The sequence below is a fragment of the Amycolatopsis sp. lyj-109 genome (assembly GCF_046548995.1).
Classification (GTDB): domain Bacteria; phylum Actinomycetota; class Actinomycetes; order Mycobacteriales; family Pseudonocardiaceae; genus Amycolatopsis.
Genome location: NZ_JAJPWR010000037.1, coordinates 40,158 through 63,455 on the forward strand (window position 1 = coordinate 40,158; position 23,298 = coordinate 63,455).

Annotated in this window: 18 protein-coding genes; 6 read left to right on the forward strand and 12 right to left on the reverse strand. The window is 71.7% G+C overall.

What is annotated here, in order from left to right:
• Nucleotides 1-43 precede the first annotated feature (43 nt).
• Both ACLJQF_RS45005 and ACLJQF_RS45010 read right to left on the reverse strand, forming a co-directional pair.
• Nucleotides 44-934 (reverse strand): alpha/beta fold hydrolase, encoded by an 891-nt coding sequence (locus ACLJQF_RS45005; RefSeq protein ID WP_410616477.1) that lies wholly within the window; start codon nt 932-934, stop codon nt 44-46.
• On the reverse strand, nt 931-2,226 hold the full coding sequence (locus ACLJQF_RS45010; RefSeq protein WP_410616479.1) for a cytochrome P450: 1,296 nt from the start codon (nt 2,224-2,226) through the stop codon (nt 931-933). The genes ACLJQF_RS45005 and ACLJQF_RS45010 overlap by 4 nt, the downstream gene beginning before the upstream one ends.
• Nucleotides 2,227-2,308: 82 nt before the next feature.
• Here ACLJQF_RS45010 and ACLJQF_RS45015 point away from each other — a divergent pair, with 82 nt between their 5' ends.
• Nucleotides 2,309-2,896, forward strand: a complete 588-nt coding sequence (locus tag ACLJQF_RS45015; RefSeq protein WP_410616481.1) for a TetR/AcrR family transcriptional regulator — start codon at nt 2,309-2,311, stop codon at nt 2,894-2,896.
• Nucleotides 2,897-3,014: 118 nt separating this feature from the next.
• On the opposite strand, the gene ACLJQF_RS45020 is transcribed toward ACLJQF_RS45015, so the two are convergent.
• Genes ACLJQF_RS45020 through ACLJQF_RS45040 form a run of 5 tightly spaced genes read right to left on the reverse strand, consistent with a single transcriptional unit; the run spans nt 3,015 to nt 6,910 of the window.
• A complete protein-coding gene (locus ACLJQF_RS45020; RefSeq protein WP_410616483.1) occupies nt 3,015-3,293 on the reverse strand; it encodes an HPr family phosphocarrier protein in 279 nt (92 codons plus the stop codon).
• Between the two features lie 11 nt (nt 3,294-3,304).
• A complete protein-coding gene (locus ACLJQF_RS45025; protein WP_410616485.1) occupies nt 3,305-4,756 on the reverse strand; it encodes a PTS fructose transporter subunit IIC in 1,452 nt (483 codons plus the stop codon).
• Nucleotides 4,757-4,758: 2 nt separating this feature from the next.
• Nucleotides 4,759-5,211, reverse strand: a complete 453-nt coding sequence (locus ACLJQF_RS45030) for a PTS sugar transporter subunit IIA (RefSeq protein WP_410616486.1) — start codon at nt 5,209-5,211, stop codon at nt 4,759-4,761.
• Nucleotides 5,208-6,152 carry a 1-phosphofructokinase gene (gene pfkB / locus ACLJQF_RS45035; RefSeq protein ID WP_410616487.1) on the reverse strand — a complete coding sequence of 315 codons (945 nt, stop codon included), beginning with the start codon at nt 6,150-6,152 and terminating at the stop codon, nt 5,208-5,210. Before pfkB ends, ACLJQF_RS45030 begins: the two co-directional genes overlap by 4 nt.
• On the reverse strand, nt 6,149-6,910 hold the full coding sequence (locus ACLJQF_RS45040; protein WP_410616488.1) for a DeoR/GlpR family DNA-binding transcription regulator: 762 nt from the start codon (nt 6,908-6,910) through the stop codon (nt 6,149-6,151). Before ACLJQF_RS45040 ends, pfkB begins: the two co-directional genes overlap by 4 nt.
• Nucleotides 6,911-7,012: 102 nt before the next feature.
• Between ACLJQF_RS45040 and ptsP the strand changes: the two genes are divergently transcribed.
• Entirely contained in the window at nt 7,013-8,581 is a 1,569-nt protein-coding gene (gene ptsP, locus ACLJQF_RS45045) for a phosphoenolpyruvate--protein phosphotransferase (protein WP_410616489.1), read from the forward strand.
• On the opposite strand, the gene ACLJQF_RS45050 is transcribed toward ptsP, so the two are convergent.
• On the reverse strand, nt 8,578-9,552 hold the full coding sequence (locus tag ACLJQF_RS45050; protein WP_410616490.1) for an SEFIR domain-containing protein: 975 nt from the start codon (nt 9,550-9,552) through the stop codon (nt 8,578-8,580). The genes ptsP and ACLJQF_RS45050 overlap by 4 nt on opposite strands.
• Nucleotides 9,553-9,813: 261 nt before the next feature.
• On the opposite strand from ACLJQF_RS45050, the gene ACLJQF_RS45055 reads away from it, so the two are divergent.
• From ACLJQF_RS45055 to ACLJQF_RS45070, 4 genes are read left to right on the forward strand one after another with little or no spacing between them, the layout of a single operon-like run.
• Nucleotides 9,814-10,383 (forward strand): TIR domain-containing protein, encoded by a 570-nt coding sequence (locus ACLJQF_RS45055; protein ID WP_410616492.1) that lies wholly within the window; start codon nt 9,814-9,816, stop codon nt 10,381-10,383.
• Between the two features lie 3 nt (nt 10,384-10,386).
• A complete protein-coding gene (locus ACLJQF_RS45060; RefSeq protein WP_410616493.1) occupies nt 10,387-12,003 on the forward strand; it encodes a KGGVGR-motif variant AAA ATPase in 1,617 nt (538 codons plus the stop codon).
• Nucleotides 12,000-12,641 carry a hypothetical protein gene (locus ACLJQF_RS45065; RefSeq protein WP_410616495.1) on the forward strand — a complete coding sequence of 214 codons (642 nt, stop codon included), beginning with the start codon at nt 12,000-12,002 and terminating at the stop codon, nt 12,639-12,641. Before ACLJQF_RS45060 ends, ACLJQF_RS45065 begins: the two co-directional genes overlap by 4 nt.
• A complete protein-coding gene (locus ACLJQF_RS45070) occupies nt 12,641-15,730 on the forward strand; it encodes an ATP-binding protein (protein ID WP_410616497.1) in 3,090 nt (1,029 codons plus the stop codon). Before ACLJQF_RS45065 ends, ACLJQF_RS45070 begins: the two co-directional genes overlap by 1 nt.
• Before the next feature lie 17 nt (nt 15,731-15,747).
• On the opposite strand, the gene ACLJQF_RS45075 is transcribed toward ACLJQF_RS45070, so the two are convergent.
• The 4 genes from ACLJQF_RS45075 to ACLJQF_RS45090 all read right to left on the reverse strand — a co-directional run bounded on the left by ACLJQF_RS45075 (nt 15,748) and on the right by ACLJQF_RS45090 (nt 23,261).
• On the reverse strand, nt 15,748-18,366 hold the full coding sequence (locus ACLJQF_RS45075) for a hypothetical protein (RefSeq protein WP_410616499.1): 2,619 nt from the start codon (nt 18,364-18,366) through the stop codon (nt 15,748-15,750).
• Nucleotides 18,367-18,647: 281 nt separating this feature from the next.
• Nucleotides 18,648-19,517, reverse strand: coding sequence for an Asp23/Gls24 family envelope stress response protein (locus tag ACLJQF_RS45080; protein ID WP_410616501.1), 870 nt, complete (start codon nt 19,515-19,517; stop codon nt 18,648-18,650).
• Nucleotides 19,518-19,737: 220 nt separating this feature from the next.
• A complete protein-coding gene (locus ACLJQF_RS45085; RefSeq protein WP_410616503.1) occupies nt 19,738-20,967 on the reverse strand; it encodes an SGNH/GDSL hydrolase family protein in 1,230 nt (409 codons plus the stop codon).
• On the reverse strand, nt 20,964-23,261 hold the full coding sequence (locus ACLJQF_RS45090) for a beta-glucosidase family protein (RefSeq protein ID WP_410616505.1): 2,298 nt from the start codon (nt 23,259-23,261) through the stop codon (nt 20,964-20,966). The genes ACLJQF_RS45085 and ACLJQF_RS45090 overlap by 4 nt, the downstream gene beginning before the upstream one ends.
• Between the last annotated feature and the right edge of the window lie 37 nt (nt 23,262-23,298).

The window sequence follows — 23,298 nt, forward strand, 5'->3', positions numbered from 1 at the left end:
ATCGGCTGCGGACCGTCTCCACCTACTTTCGGTCGGATTGGCACTACGGGGCCGGGACATCGCTGCTCCTCGCGTGTTCATCGAGCAGGTCGAGGATCGTCGGCCACGCGCGTTCGGGCAGGTCGTGGCCCATCCCGCGGACGGTTTCGAGCCGGGCGCCGCGGATGGCCCGGGCGGTGGCGGCGCCGCCGGTGGGGTGCACCATCCGGTCGCGGTCACCGTGGATCACCAGCGTCGGCGCGGTGATCTTGCGCAGCAGCGGCGTCCGGTTGCCGGACTTCATGATCGCGGCGAGCTGACGGCCCACGCCGCCGGCGGTCGGGTCGCGGTCCCAGCCCGTGCCGGCCGACTCGCGGACGCGGGCCTCGTCGAACGGGAAGCCGTGCGAGCCGATGTGGCGAAACATCCGCACGGCGCTTTCCACCGCCTCCTCACGGGACTTCGGCGGCTTCGCACCCATCATCCGCAACGTCGAGAGCGCGGGGCGGCCGAGCAGGCGCGACCCGGTCGTCGACATGACCGACGTCAGGGTGCGGATCCGGTCCGGGTACAGCGCCGCCGTGGTCTGGGAGATCATGCCGCCCATGGAGACCCCGGCGATGTGGGCGGTTTCGAGATCCAGGGCGTCGAACAGGCCGGCGGTGTCGGCGGCCATGTCCGTCAGGTCGTACTGCTGCGCGGGGAACCGGCCCGCGAGCATGCCGAGGAGGCTCGGCGGCCGGAAGCGCGGGTGCGTCGAGCGCCCGGCGTCGCGGTTGTCGAACCGGATGACCTCGTAGCCGCGTCCGGCGAGCTCCGCGCAGAAGGCGTCCGGCCAGCTGTGCAGCTGCTGGCCGAGCCCGGCGACGAGAACCAGCGGCTCGGCGCCGGCATCCCCGATCCGTTCGTAGGCCAGGGAAATGCCCCGGCCGGCGTCGGCGATCTGTTCGGTCACGAATCTCCTCCGGTGTTCCGGCGGCGCACGACCGCGCGGCCGCCCTTGGCCGGGGCGTAGGCCACGCCCCGCGAGTGCCAGCGTTCGCCGGGCGCTGACGTCGGTACCAGCGTGAAGTCCCGCAGCAGGGTCCGCAGCACGACGGTCATCTCCATCGTCGCGAAAGCGGCGCCGAGGCAGCGGCGGGTGCCGCCGCCGAACGGGATCCACTGGTAGAGGTCCGGGCGCGCCCCCGCGAAGCGGTGCGGGTCGAACGTGGCCGCGTGCGGGAAGACGGCGTCGTCGTCGTGGATCAGCGCGATGCTGACGAGCACCGCGTACCCCTTCGGCAGCGTCCACCGGCCGAGCCGGAAGCCGTCCTGCTTGACCTGCCGGGCGGTGAGGTCGATGACCGGGCGGCTGCGCTGGACCTCGAGGATGGTGGCGTCGAGGAGCTTTCCGTCGTCGTCCTTCAGTTCCGCCAGCAGCGCCGGGTGACGGCGGAGGCGCTCGACCGCCCAGGCCAGGGTGGTCGCCGTGGTCTCGTGCCCGGCGGTGAGCAGGGTGAGGAGCTGGTCGGAGATGTCTTCGCGGCTCAGCCCGGACCCGTCGTCGTAGCGGGTCTGCAGCATCATCGAGAGGACGTCGTCCCTGTCTTCGGCGCGGGCCTTGGCGATGAGCCGGTCGACGATGGCGTCGTACTCCCGGCGCATCCGTTCGAAGCGACGCCACGGGTTGAGGCGGCCCTTCTTGGGGATGGGCAGCACGGCCAGCCGCGAGCCGAGGGTGACGAACGGCGGGAGCAGCTCGCGCAGTTCGTCGAACTCGGCCCCTTCGGCGCCGAAGACGGCGCGGAGGATGGCGTTGAGGGTGATCCGCATCATCGACGGCAGCGTGGCGAAGGCTTCGTCTTCGGGCCAGGTCGCCAGTTCGCGCTCGGTTTCCTCCTCGACGATCTTCTCGTACGCGGCGAGGCGGCGCCCGTGGAACGGCGGGACGAGCAGCTTGCGCTGCCGTTTGTGCTCGGCGCCGGACAGCGCGAACATCGACCGGGAGCCGAGCACGCGCCCGAGGTTGACCTCGAGGTTGTCGACGAGTTCCGGCCCGGAGGTGAACAGCTGCTTGATCTCGGCGGGGTCGCTGATCACCACGGCGTTGCCGAAGATCGGCACGTTCACCGTGAAGGCGTCCCCGTAGCGTTCTTTGAGCCGCCGCATGCCGCGCAGTGGCTGGGTCAGCGCGTAGGCGCCCTGGACGGCACGTGATGCGGTGGGCCCCGGCGGCAGCGTCGCGGGGCGTGTCATGGTCGTCATCGACCCTCCCGGAGGTGGTACGCGAACGTACCGTCGGTACGGTACGCCGGTGTACCATCCGGTTTCAAGGGGAGGGTATAACGTGACTTCCGTGGACGTCGACACTCGCCGGCACCGGCAACGGCTGCTGGACGGGCTGGCCGCGTCGATCACCGATGCCGGTTTCCGCGACACGACGGTGGCCGAGATCGTCCGCCGCGCCCGCACGTCCCGCCGGACGTTCTACGAGCACTTCTCCAGTCGTGAAGAGTGCTTGATCGCACTGCTGGCGGAGGCGAACCGGTCGATGATCCGGCAGATCTCGGAGGCGGTGGATCCGCGCGCACCGTGGGCGGTCCAGGTCCGCCAGGCGATCGAGGCGTGGATCGCCTGCGCGGAATCCGAGCCGGCGATCACGCTGAGCTGGATCCGGGACGTACCCGCGTTGGGTGCTTCGGCCCGCGAACTGCAGCGCGACGCGATGGAGGGGTTCATCGCGATGACGCAGCGGCTGACGGACACGGCCGAGATGCGCGCGGCGGGGATCAGCCCCCCGTCCCGCCAGCTGTCGATCATGCTTCTGGGCGGCTTGCGGGAGCTGATCGCAACCACCGTCGAGGACGGCGGCCGGGCGGGGGATGTCACCGAGCTCGCGGTGCGCGCGTCGATCGCGCTGCTCGGCCCCGCCTGACCCGAGCGCCCCAAGGCGGCCTTGGGTGCGTGTGACGCACCCAAGGCGGCCTTCGGTGCGTCAGACGCACCGAAGGCCGCCTTGGGGCGCTGGCCGGTTGCCAACAGCGGGAGTCTGGTCAGGCGTCGAGGTCCTGGGCGATCAGTTCCGCCAAGGCGTCGACCGACGTCTGCGCCTGGTCACCCTCGGCCGTCAGCTCCACCTCGTCCCCGAAACCCGCGCCCAGCGTCATCAACCCGAGGACGCTGGCGGCGTCGACCGGGTCACCCGCGACCCCGTCGCTGACCTTGGCGATCTGCACCTTCGCGGGCTGACCGGCGGCCGACTTCGCGACCAGGCCCGCGGGCCGGGCGTGGAGCCCGACGCTGCTGGCGACGAGCGTGCGGCGTTGGTACACAGTGGACTCCTTCACGCGTTGACGGGCCGGCTGGAAACGGCGGCGGAACGCTCGACCGCACGGAAGCGCACCTGCTTGAGCGCGATCACCGACCCGGCCGCGACCAGCGTCCCGGCGATCAGTGCTACCAGGAACATCAGCGGGTTGCCGATCAGCGGGAGCACGAAGATGCCGCCGTGCGGGGCGCGCAGCGTGGCACCGAACGCCATCGACAGCGAGCCGGTGACCGCCGAGCCGAGCATGATCGACGGGATCACGCGGAACGGGTCCGCGGCCGCGAACGGGATCGCGCCTTCGGTGATGAACGACGCGCCGAGCAGCCAGGCCGCGCGGCCGTTCTCGCGCTCGGCCTCGGTGAACAGCTTCTTGCGGACCGTCGACGCCAGCGCGAGCGCCAGCGGCGGCACCATGCCGGCCGCCATCACCGCGGCCATGATCTGCAGCGACGCCGTCGCGCCGGTGGTCAGGCCACCGACCGCGAAGGCGTACGCCGCCTTGTTGACCGGGCCGCCCATGTCGAAGGCCATCATCAGGCCGAGCAGCGCGCCCAGCAGCAGGGCGCTGGCGCCGCTGAGGCTGTTGAGCCAGCTCGTCAGGCCCGACGTGGCCGCCGCCATCGGCTTGCCGACCACGACGTACATCAGCACACCGACCACAATGGACCCGAGCAGCGGGTAGACGACCACCGGCATGATGCCACGCATCGCCTTCGGCACCTGGATCTTCTTCAGCGCCAGCACCACTCCACCGGCCAGGAGCCCGGCGACCAGGCCGCCGAGGAAGCCGGCGCCGACGGTGACGGCGATCGCGCCACCCACGAAACCGGGGGCGATCGCCGGGCGGTCGGCCATCGCGAAGGCGATGAACCCGGCCAGCACCGGCACCAGGAAGTCGAAGGCGGCGCTGCCGATCTGGAACATCAGCGCGGCCCAGCCGGTCACCGACCCCGCGTCGAAGTGCTCGGTGACCTTCGGCGCGTCGACGATCTGGTAGCCGCCGAGTGCGAAACTCAGCGCGATCAGCAGCCCGCCCGCGGCGACGAACGGGATGAGGTAGCTGACGCCGGTCATCAGCCACTGGCGGATCTTGGTGCCGGTCCGGTCGTTCGCGCCGACCTTCGAGGTGAGTTCCGGGGCGGTCGCCGCGGCGGGGGCGGGTTCCCGGGCCGCCGCCTTGGCGCGTTCGAACAACCCGGCCGCGTCGTTGATCGCGGCCTTGACCGGCGCCTCGACGATCGGCTTCCCGGCGAAGCGGTCCCGGCCCTGCACCGTGAGGTCCGCGGCGAAGATGACGACGTCCGCGCTCGCGATGTCCTCGGCGGACAGCGGCTCGGACCCGGCCGATCCCTGGGTCTCGACGACGATCTCGTCGCCGTTGGCCTTGGCGGTCTGCTCCAGCGACTCGGCCGCCATGTAGGTGTGGGCGATCCCGGTGGGGCAGGCGGTGATGGCGACGAACTTCATGATCAGGCCACCTCCTGGCGGATGTACTCGGCGACGGCGGCGGGGTCGGCGGCGTCCAGGAGGTGCTGCTTGAACTCCGCCCGGACCAGCCGCCGGGCGAGGGCGGCCAGCACCTTCAGGTGCTCGCTGCCGCCGCCTTCCGGTGCGGCGATGAGGAAGATCAGCTTCGCCGGACCGTCCGGCGCGCCGAAGTCGATGCCCGCGTCGCTGCGGCCGAACGCCAGCGTCGGCGTCGTGACCGCGGCCGAGCGGCAGTGGGGGATGCCGATGCCGCCTTCGAGCCCGGTGGCCATCTGCTCCTCGCGGGCGGCCACGTCCTTCAAGAACAGGTCGAGGTCGGTCACCCGCCCGGCGGAGACGAGCCGCTCGGCGAGCGCGCGCACGGCGCTCTGCTTGTCGGTCGCGGCCAGGCCGAGGTCGACCAGGTCGGCGGTGATCAGGTCTGGGGTGGTCATGCGGCGGCTCCGCTGAGGGTGAAGGTGGGGTCGGCGTCGAGCACGCGCACCTGGTCGGGGTGCACGTCCTGCGGGGTGGGCATGCGGCTGCCCTCCTGCGTGACCGCGGCGGTGCCGTAGGCGACCGCGGTCCGCAGGGCTCGGGGGCCGGTTCCTCCCGCGTGGAGGAACCCGGCGAGTGCGGCGTCTCCGGCGCCGACGGTGCTGCGCACGGCCACGAGCGGGCCGAGCGCGTGGCAGGTTTCGGTCTCCTCGACGAGCACCGCGCCGCGCGCGCCCAGGCTGACCAGCACGCGGCCGACGCCGCCGGAGATCAGCTCCCGGCAGAACGCGACGACGTCGCCGAGCAGCGGCAGCGGGCGGCCGGCGAGCTCGATGAGCTCGTCGAGGTTCGGCTTGAGCAGGTCCGGGCCGCTCGCGCAGGCGGCGGCGAGGGGGGCGCCGGAGGCGTCGACAGCGACCTTCGCCCCGGCTTCGTGGGCGAGTTTCGTCAGCCGCGCGTAGAAGTCGTCGGGCACGCCGGCCGGGAGACTGCCGCAGCACACCAGCCATTCGCCGCGCGCGGCCAGCTCGACGGCGCGGCGTTCGAGGGTGGCGAGTTCGGCGGGGGAGATCTCCGGGCCCGGCTCGTTGATCTTCGTCGTGGTGCCGTCGGCTTCGACGAGCGTGATGTTGCTGCGGGTCGACCCGGCGATCGGCACCGCGACGACCGGGACGCCTTCGGGTGCGAGCAGGTCGGCCAGCCGCTCGCCGACCGGGCCGCCGGCGGGCAGCAGCGCGACGGTCGGGGTGCCCGCGGCGGTGAGCGCGCGGGCGACGTTCACGCCCTTCCCGCCGGGATCGAGCCGGACGGCCGACGCCCGCAGCACCTCGCCGCGGCGCAGCTCGGCCAGCTGCAAGGTCCGGTCGAGGCTGGGGTTGGGGGTCACGGTGACGATCACGCCAGCACCACCTCCGGGCCCGCCTCTTCGAGTTCGGCCACCGCGCCGGCATCGATCCCGCTGTCGGTGACCAGGACGTCGATCTCCGTCAGCCGCGCGAAGCGGCTCAGCTGGTCGGTGCCGTACTTGCTGTGGTCGGCCAGCAGCACCCGCTTGCGCGCCGCGGCGACCACGGCGGCCTTCACGGCGGACTCGGCCATGTCCGGCGTCGTGCAGCCGTGCTCGGCCGAAAAGCCGTTGGCACCGAGGAAAGCGACGTCGACGAGCAGGCCTTCGAGCGCGCGCAGCGTCCACGCCTCGACCGCGGCGAGCGTCGTCCCGCGGACGCGGCCGCCCAGGATGTGCAGCGTGATGCCCGGGCGGGTGGCCAGGATCGAGGCGATCGGGATCGAGTTGGTGATCACCGTCAGCTCGCGGTCGGCCGGCAGCAGCGTCGCGAGCCTGCTGGTCGTGGTGCCCGCGTCGAGCAGGATCGAGCCGCGGTCGGGCACGAGGTCCAGGGCAGCCCGGGCGATCGCGTCCTTCTCGGCGGCGTTGGTCCGGTCCCGCTGCGCGACCTCGGGTTCGAAGTCGAGCCGCTCGACGGCGACCGCGCCGCCGTAGACGCGGCGGACCACGCCCTGGCGTTCGAGGACGCCGAGGTCGCGGCGGATGGTCTCGGGGGCGACACCGAGTTCGGCGGCGACGTCACCGACGTCGACACGGCCGTCGCGTCGTGCGCGTTGCGCCAGGAGCTGATGCCGTTCGGCGGCGTACATGCCCGTTCCTCTCCGATGTTTGCCCGTTGCCGTTTGATTGTGCCCGTTGTTACCGTACTGTCAATCCCCAGTTACGAGATCCTTTGTTCCGGAGGTCCCGAAATGCAGTTGTCCGGAGTCGGTGTCAGCCCCGGGCGGGTCGACGGTCCCCGCGTCCTCGTGGCCGCTGACCTGCCCGAACCCGCTTCCTCGCCCGCTCCCGCGGACCCCGAGGCCGAAGCGGGCAAGATCGGGCAGGCGGCGGCCTCGGTGGCAGCTGCGTTGTCCGATCGTGCCCGTTCCGTGTCCGGAGATGCCCGATCGGTACTGGAGACGACGGCGGCGATGGCGGCAGATCCGGCGTTGACGGCGTCCGCGGAGAAGCTCGTCCACACGCGTTCGCTCCCGGCACCACGGGCGGTGTGGGAGGCGGCCGCGGAGTTCATCGCGGCGCTGCAGGCCGCGGGCGGCTACATGGCCGAGCGTGCCCGGGACGTCGCCGACGTCCGCGACCGGATCGTCGCGGCCCTGCTGGGCGTGGCTCCGCCGGGCGTGCCGGACCTGACGTCGCCGAGCGTGCTGGTGGCCCGCGACCTCGCCCCGGCCGACACCGCCGGGCTCGACCCGGACCTGGTCCTGGCTCTGGTGACAGCGGAAGGCGGCCCGACGAGCCACACCGCGATCCTGGCGCGGGCGCTGGGCATTCCCGCGGTGGTGGCGTGCGCCGGGGTGCTGGCGCTGGACAGCCCCGGCCTCGCGGTCGACGGTTCCGCGGGCACGGTGACGCCGTCGGACGGCACGGTCCGCGCGCCGGCCCGGACATCCCGCCCGACGTGGGACGGCATCGGCCGCCTCGCCGACGGCCACCGCGTGAAGCTGCTGGCCAACGTCGGATCGCCGGCGGACGCCGCGGCCGCGGCGGCGGCCGGTGCGGAGGGAGTCGGCCTGTTCCGCACCGAATTCTGTTACCTGTCAGCGGTTTCGGAGCCGACGGAGGCCGAGCAGCGGGCGGCGTACGCGGCGGTGCTGGCCCCGTTCGCGGGCAAGCCGGTCGTCGTCCGGACCCTGGACGCGGGTTCCGACAAGCCCCTCGCGTTCCTGCCGATGGGCGAGGAACCCAACCCGGCCTTGGGGGTTCGCGGCCTCCGGGTGGCGTTCGACCGCCCGGAGCTGCTGGACCACCAGCTGTCGGCGATCGCGGCGGCGGCCGGGGACACGGGAGTGGACCTGTCGGTGATGGCCCCGATGGTGGCGACGGCTGGGGAAGCGGCCTGGTTCGCGGCGCACGCCCGCGCGGCGGGCATCGCGCGAGTGGGCGTGATGATCGAGATCCCGGCGGCGGCGTTGTGCGCCGATGCGATTCTCGCGGAGGTCGACTTCGTGTCGCTGGGAACGAACGACCTGGCCCAGTACGTGTTCGCGGCGGACCGCCAGCTGGGCGCGGTGGCGGCGTTGAACGCCCCGGACCAGCCGGCGCTGCTGCGCCTGGTGGGAATGGTCGCGGAAGCGGGCGTGGCGGCGGGAAAGCCGGTGGGCGTGTGCGGCGAGGCGGCGGCGGACCCGGCCCTGGCACCGGTGCTGATAGGGCTGGGTGTGACGTCGTTGTCGATGAACGCGGTCGCCTTGGCGGGCGTCGGCGCGGCTCTCCGCGAGGTGGACCTGGCCGGCTGCCGCGAAGCGGCCGCGCGTTAGGTCATCGTCGGGTCGCCGAGCCCGAGTTCGGGCGGCCGGCCACCCCGCCTCGTCACGACGACCGCCGCGGACCGCACCGGCGACGCCGGCGCGGGCGGCCGGGACAGCTCCAGGCGCAACAGGCGCGCACCGGTCACGTCGAGATCGATGGCGGCCGGTTTCCCGGCCGAGACGTCGTGTTCGGATCGCGGGGTGCCGTCGAGCACCACCCGGACCCGGCCGACCTGGAACGGGTCCGCGGCGTCGTCGAGGACTCCGGCCACGGTGGTGAACCGCCGGTAGTTGCCGCCGAGGTCGAGTTCGACGAACCCCGGCCCGGTGGCCGGCGGTGCGGCCGGTCGCAGGACGATGCTCTGCTCGTAGTGGACGCCGTCGATGTCCGCGGCGCCGCGTTTCACCCCCTTGCTGGCGCACAGCCACGGCAATTCGCTCGCGGGAACGTGCTGCTTCTCGTGGGCGCCGCCGTTCCAGGTGCCGCGCCGGGGCATCGGATACTGGCCCTGCCCGGTGATCGCGGCGACGAGGTCGGCGACGCCGGCTTCGGTGAACTCGTCGATGTGGTACCTCGTCGTCGAGTGTGCGTTGAGGAAGACGGGGATCTCGTCGACGGAGCGGCCGGGCAGGACGACCGGCAACACCCGTTCGGTTTCGCGGCGCAGGTCTCGGGTGAGGTTGTTCCGAAGGATCGCCGCTTCGAACTGGGCACCCCGCCCCTCGTGGGGCATCGCGGTGCCGTCGGCACGGCGTTTGTAGTCGGGCGAGGCGATGACCAGGATGAAGTCCGCCTTCTCCAGGTTTTCGGTGGCCCACAACGACCAGTCCCGGCGCGTGTTGTCGTACCAGGCGTCGAGGTGCACGTCCAAGCCGATCCCGGCGCGCAGGAACGACGCGAAGCTGTGCACGAGTTTCTTGTGTTCCGGGGTGTCGTGCGAGTAGGTCACGAACACCCGGGGCGCGGCACGGTCGGGCATCGGTGCCCCTCCCCGTCGAGTCGGTGATTCACCGATCGGCTGATCGGTGTGCGGAAAAAGAATATGCGCGCCGGGCGCGCTGCCCTGTCATCTATCCGCCGATTCCGCGTTTGTCAAGCTTTTCGAGCCGGGTGGCAAGATAATCTCCCGGTGGCCAGATATTGGCATCATTCTGTCCAGTTTCCCGCCTTCTCCCAGCGCGCGGGCGCGGCCTAGGATGGGCCGTTGCCTGGTGGGAGCGGTGAAGGAGCGAAGGCACGCGTGTACGAGTACGACGTGTTCATCAGCTACCAACGTGCCGGCCGGGACATTTCGGCGTGGGTGAAGAATCATTTCCGCCCCCGGCTGGCCGAGGTGCTCGACAACAACTTCTACCGGGACGTCCGGATTTTCTGCGACGACCAGGTCCGCACCGGCGCGAGCTGGGCGGGGGAGGTGCGCACCGCCCTGCTGCGCACCCGGGTGCTGGTGCCGGTGTGCTCGCCGAAGTACTTCCGGGACGAATGGTGCCTGGCGGAGTGGCATTCGATGGCCAAGCGGGAGGCGTTGACCACGCGCACGCGACCGTTGATCTACCCGGTGATCTTCTGCGACTCCCGGAACTTCCCGGACTGGGCCCACGAGCGGCGCTTGCGGGACCTGCAGCAGTGGAACCACCCGTTCGAGCACTTCCAGGCCGCGCCGGCGTATCTCGACTTCAACCTGCAGATGCAGCAGATCGCCGGTGAGCTCGAAGAACTCATCGAACGAGCGCCGGACTGGCGGTCGGACTGGCCGGTGCACACGCCGGATCCCGAGCCGCCGAAGCCGGCGCGGATGCCGAGGTTCTGACGGATGCCGGGGTCGGTGTTCACCTTCTACTCCTACAAGGGCGGCGTCGGCCGCAGCTTCACGCTGGCCAACATCGCCGTGCTGCTCGCCCGCTGGGGCCACCGGGTGCTCTGCCTGGACTGGGACCTCGAGGCTCCCGGCCTCGGCGACTACTTCCGGCCGCGGCTGCCGGGGCGGCCCAGCGGCGGTGTGGTCGACCTCGTCAGCGACTTCCGGGCCGGCCGGTTCGCCCCGGAGGCCCACGTGCTGCGGCTGCGGCGGGCCGGCGCGCTCGACTTCCTGCCGGCCGGGCGCGAGGACGACGACTACGTCGGACAGGTCCAGGCGATCGACTGGGAAGCGCTGTACGACGAGGGGTTCGGCGAGTACCTGGAGAAGTGCCGTGAGCAGTGGACGAACGACTACGACTTCGTGCTCATCGACAGCCGCACCGGGATTTCCGACATCGGCGGCATCTGCACCGCGCACCTCCCGGACCACCTCGTGCTGCTGTTCACGGCGAACCAGCAGAGCATCCGCGGGGCGATGGACGCCGCCCGGCGCGCCGACGCGGCGCGCAACCTCCTGCCGTTCGACCGGTCCCGGCTGACCGTCCTGCCGGTGCTGTCGCGGTTCGACAATCGGGAGGAGTACGGCCGGTCGGAGGAGTGGCGCAAGATCGTCGTCGCGGAGACGGCCGAGCTGTACCGCGCGTGGCTCGACCAGGGCGTCGCCCCGGAGACGATGGCCCGCCACCTGACGCTGCCATACGTGTCCTACTGGAGTTTTGGCGAGCAACTGCCGGTGTTGTCGGAGAAGACGCCGAGCGCGGACCAGATCGCCTTCGCCCTCGAGACGGTCGCGGCGGTGATCGCCTACCGCTTCGACCGCACGGACCTGCTGGCGGAGAACCGCGACGCCTACGTGGCGGCGGTGCGGGCGAGCCACCGGAAGTTCAAGCACGAACTGCGGGTCAGCATCCCGCGGCCGTTCGTCCAGCGCGGCGGCGAGCTGATCGCGGAACTGGGGAAGCTGGGAGTCCGAGCCGTGAAGTCGTTGTCGGGCGACCAGTCGCTGCTGGAGCGGGCCGAGGACGACGCCCGGCACCTGTGCCTGATCGTCGACGGCAAGGTGAACCGTTGGCAGCAGGCCGAGGTCGAGCTGTTCCTGCAGCGGTCGCTCGGCCAGGACCGCCGGGTGATCCCGGTCCTGACGCCGGGCACCGAGGCGGCCGGGCTCACGGGGTACGTCGGCAACCTCCGCTACCTGCGGCTCGGCGCCCGCGGGCCGGCCGGCGTGGCCCAGGACCTGGTCGCCCAGCTGAAGGGCGTCGCTCCACCGGCCGGCGACGACTCCGACCTGCCCGCGCTGCTCGCCCAGGTCCGCGGATCCCGGCTGCGCCCGTCCCGCTGGGACCTGGTCGGCGAGCTGGTGACGGACCTGCAGGCGGCGGTGGAAGCGGGCGACGACCTCCGCGGACGCGAGCTGGCGGCGGACCTGGCGGTGGCGGTCAAACCCCGGTCCCCGAACGGCGACGGCCACCACGCGGCCCTCCCGGAGATCCGCCGGTCGATCGACCGGCTCCTGCGCACCCTCGCCCCGACCACGACGAAGCCGAACCACCGGAAGGATCTCGGATGACCGACCGCTTGGGACACAAACAGACCGCGGCGATGTTCACGCTGATGGTGCTGGGCCGTGAAGTGCCCAACCAGGAGCTGGCGGAGCTGGTCGGCTTCACTCTGACCGGCACCGAACGCACCGGGCTGAACAAGCTCGGCTACGTGGACAGCGACCGGACCGGGCCGAGGCGGAGCTACGTGCACCAGCTGAGCGACAGCGGCTGGGCGTGGTGCGAGCAGGAGCTCGGGGAAGGCGAACCACCTCCGCAACGAGGCCAGAGCCCGCTGGCGACGGCGCTGTACGTGCTGCTCGGCGGACTGGACGGCTACCTCCGGCGCGAGAACAAACGGCTGTTCGACATCTTCGGCCCGGCGCAGAGCGCGAACGGAAGCCCGCCGGCCGACCTGGCGGACCGCATCCGGGTCGCCTACCGCGAACTGGTGAAGGAGCCGCGCGGCTGGGTCGGGCTGGTCGACCTGCGGCCGAAGCTCGGCGCGCCGGCCGCGGAAGTCGATGTGGTGCTCAAGGAACTGAGCCGCGCCGGGACGGTGCACCTGGTGCCGGAGGACAACCGCAAGGCCCTCACCGCCGCCGATCACGAGGCGGCGATCCGCATCGGCGGCGAAGACAACCACTTCGTCTCGTTCGAGGCGTGATGATGGACGAGCTCACAGCACTGGCGACGTTGAGCTTCGACTGGGCGGACACCCCGGACCACGTCTGGCGGGACTCTCCCTTTCACGTGGACGGTCTGCATGCCGACGCGCTCGCCTCGCTCGACACCGGGATCCGCGACGCCGTGGCCAGCGACGGGCCCAGCCCGATCGGGCTCGTCATGCGCGGGCAGAAAGGGGTCGGCAAGACCCATCTGCTCGGGCTCGTCCGGCGCCGGGTCCACCGCGCACGGGGGTACTTCTTCCTCGACGACGTGACCGCGGCCGAGGCGTTCTGGGAGAACACCGCCGAGGCGCTGCGCCGTGGCCTGGCCCGTGCGGACGACTCGGGTGAGTCGCAGCTGAAGAGGTTCCTGCTGCGCGTCTGCCTGCGGGCCCACGTCGACGCCGATGTCGAGGCGAGGATCCGGCGCGGGCGCGGGCTGACTCCCGCCGACGTGGAAGCTTTCGTCGACGGGATCGGGTCGCTCAGCGAGGTGGTCGCCGACGAGTGCGGGGACACCGCGCGGGCGCTCGTGCTCATCGCGAGCCGGGACCGCGCTACCAAGTACATCGGCGAGGACTACCTGGACGGTGACACCGAGCTGACCTCCGAAGCCCGCGAGTGGAACATCTACTCGCGGCCGAAACCGTCGCGGGTCCTCGTGCAGGAGATCACCCGGCTGCTCGCGCTCACCGGGCCGGTCGTGATCGCCGTCGATCAGCTCGACACCCTCGTCGCGCGGTCCAAGCAGGGCATGGGTAAAGACATCGGGGAGGATCTGCTCGTGGCGCAGATCGCCGACGGGCTGATGGGCTTGCGCGAAGTCACCCACAAGACCCTCACCGTGCTGGCCTGCCTGCCGTCCACGTGGGTGCAGATCAAGTCGAAGGCGTCGGGCACCGTACCCGATCGCTTCCGGGAAACGGGGACGCTGGGCCGGATCACCGACGCCGCGCTGGGACAGGCGCTGGTGGAGAAGCGGCTCGGGGTGGCCTACGAATCGATGGGCTTCACCCCGCCACACCCGACCTGGCCCGTGGCGCCCGAGGCGTTCGAGGGCCCTTGGGAACAATGGACTCCGCGCGAACTGCTCAAGCGCATCGGTGCCCACATCGACGGGTGCCTGCGGGCCGGCGAGGCCAGGGAACTCGCCTCCTTCGACGAGAAGGCTCCGGTGCCGGTCGCCCCCGTGCGGACCGAGGTCGAGAACGACCGGTTCGCCGAACTCGACGCCGAGTTCGAGAAGCTGCAGGCGGAGGTCGATCCCGGGAAGCTGCTCGCCGAGTCGATCGTGGACCGGGTGATGCCGGGGCTGCTCTCCGCCGGGCTGCGGTGCTGGGTCACCGAGGTCGGCGACGACGACATGGAGTGGTCGTGCGAGCGCCAGGCCGGGCTGAGCGAGGTGCACGCCTGGCTGACCCGCACGCTCGACGAAACCGCGGACCTGCAGGAGCACTGGGTCTTCCGGGCGATCGCGGCCCGCGATCCGCGGGCGGCGCTGAGCCGGTTCCGCAAGGCGCGGTCCGAGGCGGGACAGCGCCAAGGCGTGGACAACCGGCACCTGGTCATCCTCCGGGACGCCTGGGGGCGCGGGGCCAAGACGCGCGAAGAGGTCGAGAAGTTCGCGGCCGCGGGCGGGCGGACGATCCGGCTTTCGGATGCCGATGTGCGGACCTTCTGGGCGTTGCAGAAGATGCTCGGCAACGGCGGCCGCGAGCTGCACGAGTGGCTGATCGACCGGCGCCCGGCCAGCCGGTCGGACCTACTGGCCGCCGTTCTGCCCGAGAAGCCGTCGGAAACGGCATCCGGGAAGCCGCCGGGGCAGCCCACCGAAGGGACGCACCCGCCGCCGGGCGCCGGGGAAATCACCCTGGGCGCCGTCGTCGGTTCCGGGGAGCCGGTGCGGATCGAACTCTCCGCCCTGCGCAAGCACGCCGCCGTCTTCGCCGGTTCCGGGTCCGGGAAAACCGTGCTGCTCCGGCGGATCATCGAGGAATGTGCCCTGCTCGGCGTCTCGGCGATCGTCCTGGACCCCAACAACGACCTCGCGCGCCTCGGGGACGCCTGGCCCGAGCCGCCGGGCGGCTGGCAGAACGGTGACGCCGAGCTGGCCGAGCAGTACCTCGCCGACACCGATGTCGTCGTCTGGACGCCCGGGCGGGCCACCGGGCGGCCGCTGGCCTTCCGGCCGCTGCCCGACTTCGCCGGCGTTCTCGACGACACCGACGAATTCACCGCCGCCGTCGAGGTGGCCGTGGCGACGCTCGCCCCGCAGGCCCGGCTCACCGGGACCACCGCCAAGGCCAACATCGGGCTCGCCGTGCTCCGGCAGGCCGTCGTCCACCACGCGCGGACCGGGTCGCGCAGCCTGCCGGAGCTGATCGAGCTCATGTCGGACCTGCCCGAGGACGTCAGCACCCTCAACGACGGCAAGCGCATCGCCGCCGACCTGGCCGAAGTCCTCAAGGCCGCGATGGTCAACGACCCGCTCTTCGCCGGCGGCGGCGAGCCCGTCGACCCCGGCGCGCTGCTGACGCCGGCCGGCGGCAAACGGGCCCGCGTCTCGGTGATCAGCTTCGTCGGGCTGCCCGCCGAAGAACAGCGGCAGAACTTCGTCAACCAGCTGCAGATGGAACTGTTCGCCTGGATCAAACGCCACCCGGCGGGCGACCGGCCGCTGGGTGCGCTGTTCGTCATGGACGAAGCCCAGACGCTGGCGTCCTCCGGGAGTCTCACGGCGAGCACGCGCAGCACGATCGTGCTCGCTTCGCAGGCCCGGAAGTACGGTCTGGGGCTGTTGTTCGCGACCCAGGCACCCAAGGGCCTGCACAACCAGGTGGTCGGCAACGCGATGACGCAGTTCTTCGGCCGCCTCAACAGCCCGGCCCAGATCGCGGCCGCCAACGAGCTGGCCCGGGCGAAGGGGAGCCCGGTCGCGGACATCTCGCGGCTCGAACGCGCGCAGTTCTACGTGGCGGGGGAGGCGTTCGGCTTCCGCCAGGTGGCGACGCCGCTGTGCCTGACCCACCACCCGGCCAGCCCGCTGCGGCTCGAAGAGGTCATCGCCCGGGCGAGAGCCGGGCAGTGACCGGGGACGGCCATCGTTCATAGTCCCCAGGCGGCGCGGAAACGCCCGGTGTACGCCAGCGAAAGGCCCGGGCTTTGCGCGAGCGTCCGCCTCGCCACGGCGAGGACGGCGAGGCTTCTCGCGCCGACGTCCGGCCGTTCGGCCTCGCGGATGCGGTCGGGATTGCTGTCCTGGTCGAAGAACGCGAGGACAGTCGCCGCCAGCAGCGAAAGGGCGGCGAGCTCCGAACAGAGCCGGACGGCGGTCGGCGCCGGCTCGCCGGGCGGAGTCGCCGACGACGCCCACGCGGTCAGTTCGTCGTGCCACCTCATCAGATCGGTGCGGGTCACCGTGGCCGGGCGGAGGTCGGCCACGCGGGTGAGGAGATCGATCATGGCGGGATCGAACGGGTCTCGCATCAGCTCGTGCCGGATCGCCCGGATGCGAGCCCCGAGTTCCCGCCGCGACATGGCGAGCGCGGCTGTGCCCAGCTCGATTCCGTCGGCCTCGTCGCGGTGGGAGACGAGTTCCCGGGCGATGCGGCGAAGGTCGCGGGGGAGGCCGCCGGACAGCACGTAGCACAGCCCCACAAAGGGTTCGGTCCAGCCGAGCAGGAGGCCGTGCAGGATCTTCCGGGCGCTGCGCAGGTCGAGGTGCTGCACCGAAATGACGTCGTCGAAGGCACTGTCGAAGACGTCGCGGAACGGCACGCCACGGCGCTCGAACCCGGCTGCGGCGTCCTCGGACACCGAGACCAGGAAGAAGCACCCCGGTGTGCCGAAGACACCCTTGATGTCGTTGAGGAAGGCCTCGACGTCCTCATGGGACCGCAGCTTGTCGAGCTCGTCGACACCCACCACGACGACGAACTGCTCCGCGGCGGCGGCGAGGAAAGCGCGGAGGTCGGCGACGATCTCGGGATAGGTCTTCGGCCGCTCCTGCCAGGTTTCACCGCGTTTCCCGCCGACGTCGAGGCCGGCACCGCCGGTCGCCGCCTTCACTGCCACTGACCGCTCGAGGGAGAGGCTCTGCTGGAAGCGGATCCTCCGGAGGTGGTCGAACGCCAGCTCGCTCAACCGGTCCCGGGCGACGCCCCGGCCTTCGATTGCAAAAGGACTCGAAGCAGACAGGGACTGCAGTTCGTTGTGGTGGATGAGCCGGGCGAAGCGGGCGGCCGGGTAGCCGAGGGCCACCAGTGCCGCGCTCGCCAGAACCACCGCCCGGCTCCCGGCCGCGTCTTCGGCCGCGAACATCAGCACCACCCCGGCAACGGCTGTCGCCGAGACGATCGCTCCCCGGAGAGGACGGCCCTCCGGCATCGGGGCGGCCAGTCTGGCCCGGTCCTTCCTGCTGGCCAGTCTGGCCCGGCGCTTCCGAAGGGCCGGTCTGCGCCGGTATTTCGGGGGACTGCTCTGCAGCAGCACCCCGAACGTCAACGCGGCGACGAGAACCAGGAGTGCGCCCGCGTCGGTGAGGGGGTGCCAGGTCCAGGGCGGCCGGCGCCACGCGGCCACGGCCAGCAGACCAGTGGCGCCGGTCAGCGCTGCCGCGCCCAGTGTGGCCAGGGCGGTCTTCACCATGAACCGGGGGATGCCGAGCGCCGGGGTGGTCCGGCGGGTCCAGACCGGTCGGAGCGGCACCTGCCGGTCGCCGAGCACCGCCGAACACAGCTCGGCGTAAAGGTGCAGAATGAATTCCCGGGGCTCGTAGGTGACCGGTGCCGACACGACCACACCGAGCCGCTTGCGCCCGGCCGGGTGGTCCTCGCCCGGCCATCGGACCCCGGGCGTGCTCGCGAAGAACCGCACGAGTGTGCTCTTGCCTGCTCCACGCGGCCCGGCGACGCCGAAACTGCCTTCGTTGCGCCCGCGGAGCATTCGCTCGAGCTGCAGGTATGCTTCGGTGACGACGATCCGGTCCGTGGTCACGGTCTCCCGCAGCCCGTCGTAGGACTTGACGGTCATCCGCGGTGCCGCGTCCGCGGCGAGTGCGTCGTTGAGCGCGGCCACCGCGACCGACACCATGGCCGAGCCCAGCCCCGTCAAAACCTCGCGCCGCTGAACTTCCCATTCGGTGTGCAGCGTCCGGAACTCCCGTTGCCCCTGGGCGCCAGACACGGCGTCCTGGAGCAACGCGACCTGCGCGTTGTCGATATCCGAGAGGTGCCAGCCCTTGGAGTTTGCGCGCATCGAGCGAGAGGCGACGAGCGATTCGAGTCGCCCGAGATCGGCCGGCCGCTCGGCAGCAAGCTGCTCCACGAGCATCTCGTGCAGCCGCGCGGCCACCGCCACACAGCGGGTGAACGAGGTGTCGACCACGGCCGCGAGCACCTCCTTCTGCCCGGCGATGACCTGGCCCAGATCGGGCGGGTCCTGCAGTGCCTCCATCCCCTCGACCAGGTCCGGCCGGGCCTGCACGGACGCCGAAGCCCGCACGAACAGCTCGTCGAAGCCGACGGAGAACGGCCCCTTGTCCGGGATCGGCAGGATCGTGTGGCGCGGGGACGGCCGGCCAGCTGCCGGATCGACCCATCGCTGGTGCCCCGGTCCGGCCATCAGGGGGTCTCCTCTCCGCGAGGACAGGTCGTCGTCGACACAGGCCGTCAGAGTGCGGAGGGCGAGGATCGTCTGTTCCGGGATCGACGGGCGGAGCTTCATCGTGGAAGTAATCGGTCACCTGTTCGCTCGCCACGCGATCGGGCGTGCCCCGCTACGACGTGCGCCGACAGCGCGGCAAGCCCGCGTGTTCGCAGCAACATTCAGTCCTGGTCGGGATTCTTGCCCGTCACAGCCAAGCGGTGCACGTGCGGCACAAACCGTTCGTCCAGGACCCGGGCATGCTGGTGCACTGCCAGCGCGGTCCGGCTCACACGTCCCCATCTGCTCTCCACAGCACTGCACCGGTGCCCGGCCCCGCGCGAGCCGGGCACCGGAGCCGGTCAGTCCGCTTCGGGGAAGTGGATGTCGGTGACGTGGACGTCGACGACCTCGACGTCGAGACCCAGGTACTGCTCGACGGCGTCGATCACCGCGACGCGGAGCTGCTCGCCCAGCGCCTTGACCGCGTGGCCGAACTCGACCACCACGGGGATGGTGACCCAGGCTACGTCGTCGGCGAGCTCGACCTTGATGCCGTCCTCGGCGACGCTGTACACGCCTTCGGTCTTGGCGGCGATCCGCAGGACGATCTTGCCGACCACGCCGTCGGCGATCGTGGTGCTGCCGCGGGAGCCCGCGGCGGGACGGGCGGCGGCCGCGTCGGCTTCGGGTTCGGCGGCCGGTTCGGCGGCGGGCTCGACCGCCACGACCGGTGCGGCTTCGGCGACGACCGGCTCGTCTTCGACGACATCGGTGACCGGCTCGGCTTCGGCCACCGGCTCGGCAACGGCTTCGGCGATCGGCTCGGTCTCGGCAGCGTCCTCGTCCGCGTCGTCCTCGGCAGCGTCCTCGGCGGAGTCCTCTTCGGTGTCCTCGGCGGCCGCCTCCTCGTCGGTCCCGGTGACGTCCTCGTCGGTCGTCTCGGCGGCTTCGGCCGTGTCGTCGCCGGACTCTTCGGTGGAGCCGGCGTCGGAGTCGTCCTCGGCCAGGTCGCTGTCGGTGGCTTCGGCTTCCGCGGTTTCCGCGGCGGTCTCGGTCTCGGGTGCGGAATCCGCTTCCTCGACGACGTCCGCCTCAGCGGTCTCGGGAGCGCTTTCGGCGGGCGCTTCGGCGACCTCAGGTGCGGGCTCGACGCTGCCGTAGGCGTACCCGCCAGCGTCGGGGTTTTCGTTCTTGGGGCGGCCGAAGATGCTGTTGATGACGTCGGACATGGTTTCCCTTTCCGGGAGCGACGACTACCTGTGGGGACAGCAGACGGCGACATGCTAGGGGACGCCCCGTGACGCGCGTCACGGGGCCCCGCCTTCGAGACTCGCTTGTGTCCCAACAGATATCCGGGCGATCACGGTCCGTCAGGCGACAGTCGGCGGTCGGTGATCACGCGGGGGAAACCACGTCCTGGAATTGTCTTCTTTTTGGCGCTTGACGTTTTTACCGGTCGTTTCGGAAAAGGCCGGGCGGAACGCTCGAGCCGAGGGCCTGGTAGCCCGCCGGGTTGAGGTGCAGGTGGTCGCCGACGTCGTAGGCGGGCAGGAGCTGCGACGGCTTCGCCGGGTCGCGGGCCACCTTGTCGAAGTCCAGCAGGGCGTCGAAGTGGCCCGGCTGGCGGATCCACGCGTTCACCTGTTGCCGAGCTTCTTCCCGGGCCGGGTCGTCGTAGCCGGTGTTGCCGCCGAACGGCGTGATCGTCGCGCCGTACACGCGGATGTCCTGCGCGTGGGCGCGCACCAGGATCTGGTCGTACGCGTCGATCAGGTCGGCGGCCGTCTGGGAGACGGCGGCCGGGGTGGCCGTGCCGATGTCGTTGACGCCCTCGAAGACGATCGCCCACGAAACTCCGCTCGTGGAAAGCAGGTCGCGGTCCAGGCGGGCCAGCACGTTCGGGCCGAGGCCGTCCTGCAGGACGCGGTTGCCGCCCGCCGCCTGGTTCACCACGGACACGCCGTGCAGCCGCGAAGCCAGCACGTTCGGCCAGCGGTCGTTGCCGTTCGTCGTCGAGCCGCGGCCGTCGGAGATGGAGTCGCCGATGACCGCGACCGCGGACGCCGGGGACAGCGCTTCGATGCCGCTGAGGAAGTACCAGTGGTCGACCGGCGTCGCACCCGGCAGTTCGGTGTCGGCAACGTGGTTGCCGGCGAGGAGGTACGACGTCGTGCGCGAACCGGGGTGCGAAGTGATCGACGTCGAAGCCTGGCCGTGCGCCAGGTACGCCGTCACCGCGATGTTCTCTCCGGCCCGCACCGGGAACGGCAGCGGGTCCGACACCACCTGCGCGCCCTGCGGGACGGTCGTCGACGGCTTGCCGTGGAAGGTCACCGGGAGGACGCTGCCCGGCACCACGGAGGAGACGCCGACCGCGCCGGACGCCGGCCGCGCCACCGACACCGCGGTCAGCGGCAGCGGCGCCCCGCCGAAGGCGTTGGAGAACCGCAGCCGGATCCGCGGGCCGCCGACCGTGACCTGCGCCGTCTCGCGCAGCGACGCGTTGTCGAGCACCCGGTCGGTGCCGGTGAAGGGTGCCGGCGGCATGTTGCCCGGCTCGGTCAGCTGGGGCATCGACGTCCACGTCGCCACCCAGTGCGACGGCGTGGGGCGGCCGGAAGCGCCGACGAAGAGCACGGTCAGCACGGCCAGGAAGAAGATCACCAGAGGACGTCTCATAGCGAGAACTCCGGGGTCAGGACCCGGTCGACGCCGACGACGCGGCGCGGCCCGGTCAGCGTGCAGTGCAGGGTCGCGACGATCTGCTCACTCGAGGTGCCCACCCGCAGCTCGACGTCCCCGGGGTCGACCTGGCGCTGCCGCGCGCGGCCGGTGTAGGACGTCAGGTCGGCGTGCAGGGCGATCTCCAGGACGCAGGTTTCGCCCGGGGGCAGGGAAACCCGGCGGGCCGCGATGAGCTGACGCTCCGGCCGCGCCACCTCGGCCACCGGGTCGTGCAGGTAGACCTGGACGACTTCGGACGTCTCGCGCCCGTGGTCGTTGCGCAGCGTCACCCGGACCCGGCACACGCCGTCGGTCGGCCAGAGCGAGCCCGTCGCGCTGACGTCCAGCCAGGTCGCCGGCGCGTAGGACAGCCCGTGCCCGAACGGGAACAGCGGCGAAGGATCCACAGTGGACACCTCGCTGCGCCGGCCGAGCGGCGCGGCCAGGTACGTCGAGGGCTGGCTCGCCCCGGCCGCCGGGAAGCTCACCGGCAGCCGGCCGGCCGGGTTGATCCGGCCACCGAGGACGCCGGCCAGTGCGCCGGCCCCCTCTTCGCCGGGGTAGAACCCGCACACCACCGCGGCCAGCCGCGGAAGCTGCCGGGACAACTCGTACGGCCGTCCCGAGAGCAGGACGAGCACCACCGGCTTGCCGGTGTCCAGCAGGGCGTCGAGGAGTTCCTCCTGGCGGCCCGGCAGCCGCAGGTCGGCCGCGTCGCAGCCTTCGCCGGACGTCCCGCCGCCGAACAGCCCGGCCCGGTCGCCCAGCACGGCGACGCACACGGACGCGTCGGCGCACGCCGCCACGGCCTGCGCGATCCCGTCGTCGCCGCCGCCGGTGACCGGGCAGCCGAGGGCGTAGGCCACGTCGTAGGTCGAGCTCAGCGCCTCGAGCAGGGTGGGCACCGAGACGCCGAACGGGACGTCGGGGTGGTGGACGCCGACGTGCAGCGGGAAGGAGTAGCAGCCGAGCATCGCGCCGGGGGTGTCCGCGCGCGGCCCCACGACGGCGACGCGGGTGCCGGGGGAGAGCGGAAGGGTGCCGTCGTTGTGCAGCAGCACGATCGAACGCTCGGCGACTTCGCGGGCCAGCGCCCGCGATTCGGCGTCGTCGAGGTCGATCTCCTCGGGCACCTCCGGCGCCCAGCCGGCGTCGAGCAGACCCAGTTCGCACTTCTGGCGCAGCACCCGTTCGAGGGCGCGGTCGACGGCGGCGACCTCGACCGCGCCCCCTTCCACCGCGGCGAGCAGTGGCTCGCCGTAGCAGTCCATCGTCGGCAGTTCGACGTCGATGCCCGCGGTGAGCGCCTGCCGGGCGGCGTCGGCGCGGTCGGCCGCGACCCCGTGCAGGCGGTGCAGGAACGCCACCGAGAAGTAGTCGGCGACCACCGTGCCGTCGAACCCGTAGGTGTCCCGCAGGAGGTCCGTCAGCAGGGCCGGGTCGGCGGCGGACGGGAGACCGTCGGTGTCGGTGTAGGCGTTCATCACCGACCGCGCGCCGGCGCGCAGGGCCTGTTCGAACGGCGGGAGCAGGACGTCGGCGATTTCGCGCGGGCCGGCCGAGACCGGCGCCAGGTTGCGCCCGGCGCGGGAAGCGGAGTACCCGACGAAGTGCTTCAACGTGGCGACGATGCCGGCCGATTCGAGCCCGGCGACGTACGCGCTGCCGATCGTCCCGACCAGGTAGGGGTCCTCGCCGATGGTCTCCTCGACCCGCCCCCAGCGCAGGTCGCGGGCCACGTCGAGGACCGGGGCGAGGCCCTGGTGCACGCCGAGTCCGCGCATGGTCCGCCCGATCTTCTCCGCCATCCGGCGGACCAGGTCCGGGTCGAAGGTGGCGCCCCACGACAGCGGCGCCGGGTAGATCGTCGCCTGCCACGCGGCCAGGCCGGTCAGGCATTCCTCGTGCACCACGGCCGGGATCCCGAACCGGCTGCTGGCGACGATCTGCCGCTGCGTGCGGGCGAGGCTGTGCGCGCCGATCACCGGGTCGACCGGCCGGGTGCCGAACGCGCGGGTCAGCTGCCCGATGCCGTGCCGGACCAGGTCGTCGAGGTCGACCGCCGCGTCGACGAAGTCGTGCTGGTGCGGCGCCATTTCGCCGCCGGAGTCGATGCCGACCCAGACCCCGTAGAGCTGGGCGAGCTTCTCGCGCAGGGTCATCCGGGCCATCAGGGCCCGGACGCGTTCGCCCGGGTCGGCCGCGGGGTCGCGCCACGGCTCTGAGGCCGTGGTGGGCTGCGTGGTCAAGGCTGGTCCGCCCTTCGTCTGGGGAGGAGTGAGGAGG

Coding starts and splice junctions, on each gene's coding strand:
- ACLJQF_RS45065 (WP_410616495.1), top strand. CDS start 12,000: ATGACCGACCGCTTGGGACACAAACAGACCGCGGCGATGTTCACGCTG.
- ACLJQF_RS45060 (WP_410616493.1), top strand. CDS start 10,387: ATGCCGGGGTCGGTGTTCACCTTCTACTCCTACAAGGGCGGCGTCGGC.
- ACLJQF_RS45025 (WP_410616485.1), bottom strand. CDS start 4,756: ATGAAGTTCGTCGCCATCACCGCCTGCCCCACCGGGATCGCCCACACC.
- ptsP (WP_410616489.1), top strand. CDS start 7,013: ATGCAGTTGTCCGGAGTCGGTGTCAGCCCCGGGCGGGTCGACGGTCCC.
- ACLJQF_RS45040 (WP_410616488.1), bottom strand. CDS start 6,910: ATGTACGCCGCCGAACGGCATCAGCTCCTGGCGCAACGCGCACGACGC.
- ACLJQF_RS45075 (WP_410616499.1), bottom strand. CDS start 18,366: ATGAAGCTCCGCCCGTCGATCCCGGAACAGACGATCCTCGCCCTCCGC.
- ACLJQF_RS45030 (WP_410616486.1), bottom strand. CDS start 5,211: ATGACCACCCCAGACCTGATCACCGCCGACCTGGTCGACCTCGGCCTG.
- ACLJQF_RS45050 (WP_410616490.1), bottom strand. CDS start 9,552: ATGCCCGACCGTGCCGCGCCCCGGGTGTTCGTGACCTACTCGCACGAC.
- ACLJQF_RS45070 (WP_410616497.1), top strand. CDS start 12,641: ATGATGGACGAGCTCACAGCACTGGCGACGTTGAGCTTCGACTGGGCG.
- ACLJQF_RS45085 (WP_410616503.1), bottom strand. CDS start 20,967: ATGAGACGTCCTCTGGTGATCTTCTTCCTGGCCGTGCTGACCGTGCTC.
- ACLJQF_RS45080 (WP_410616501.1), bottom strand. CDS start 19,517: ATGTCCGACGTCATCAACAGCATCTTCGGCCGCCCCAAGAACGAAAAC.
- ACLJQF_RS45010 (WP_410616479.1), bottom strand. CDS start 2,226: ATGACGACCATGACACGCCCCGCGACGCTGCCGCCGGGGCCCACCGCA.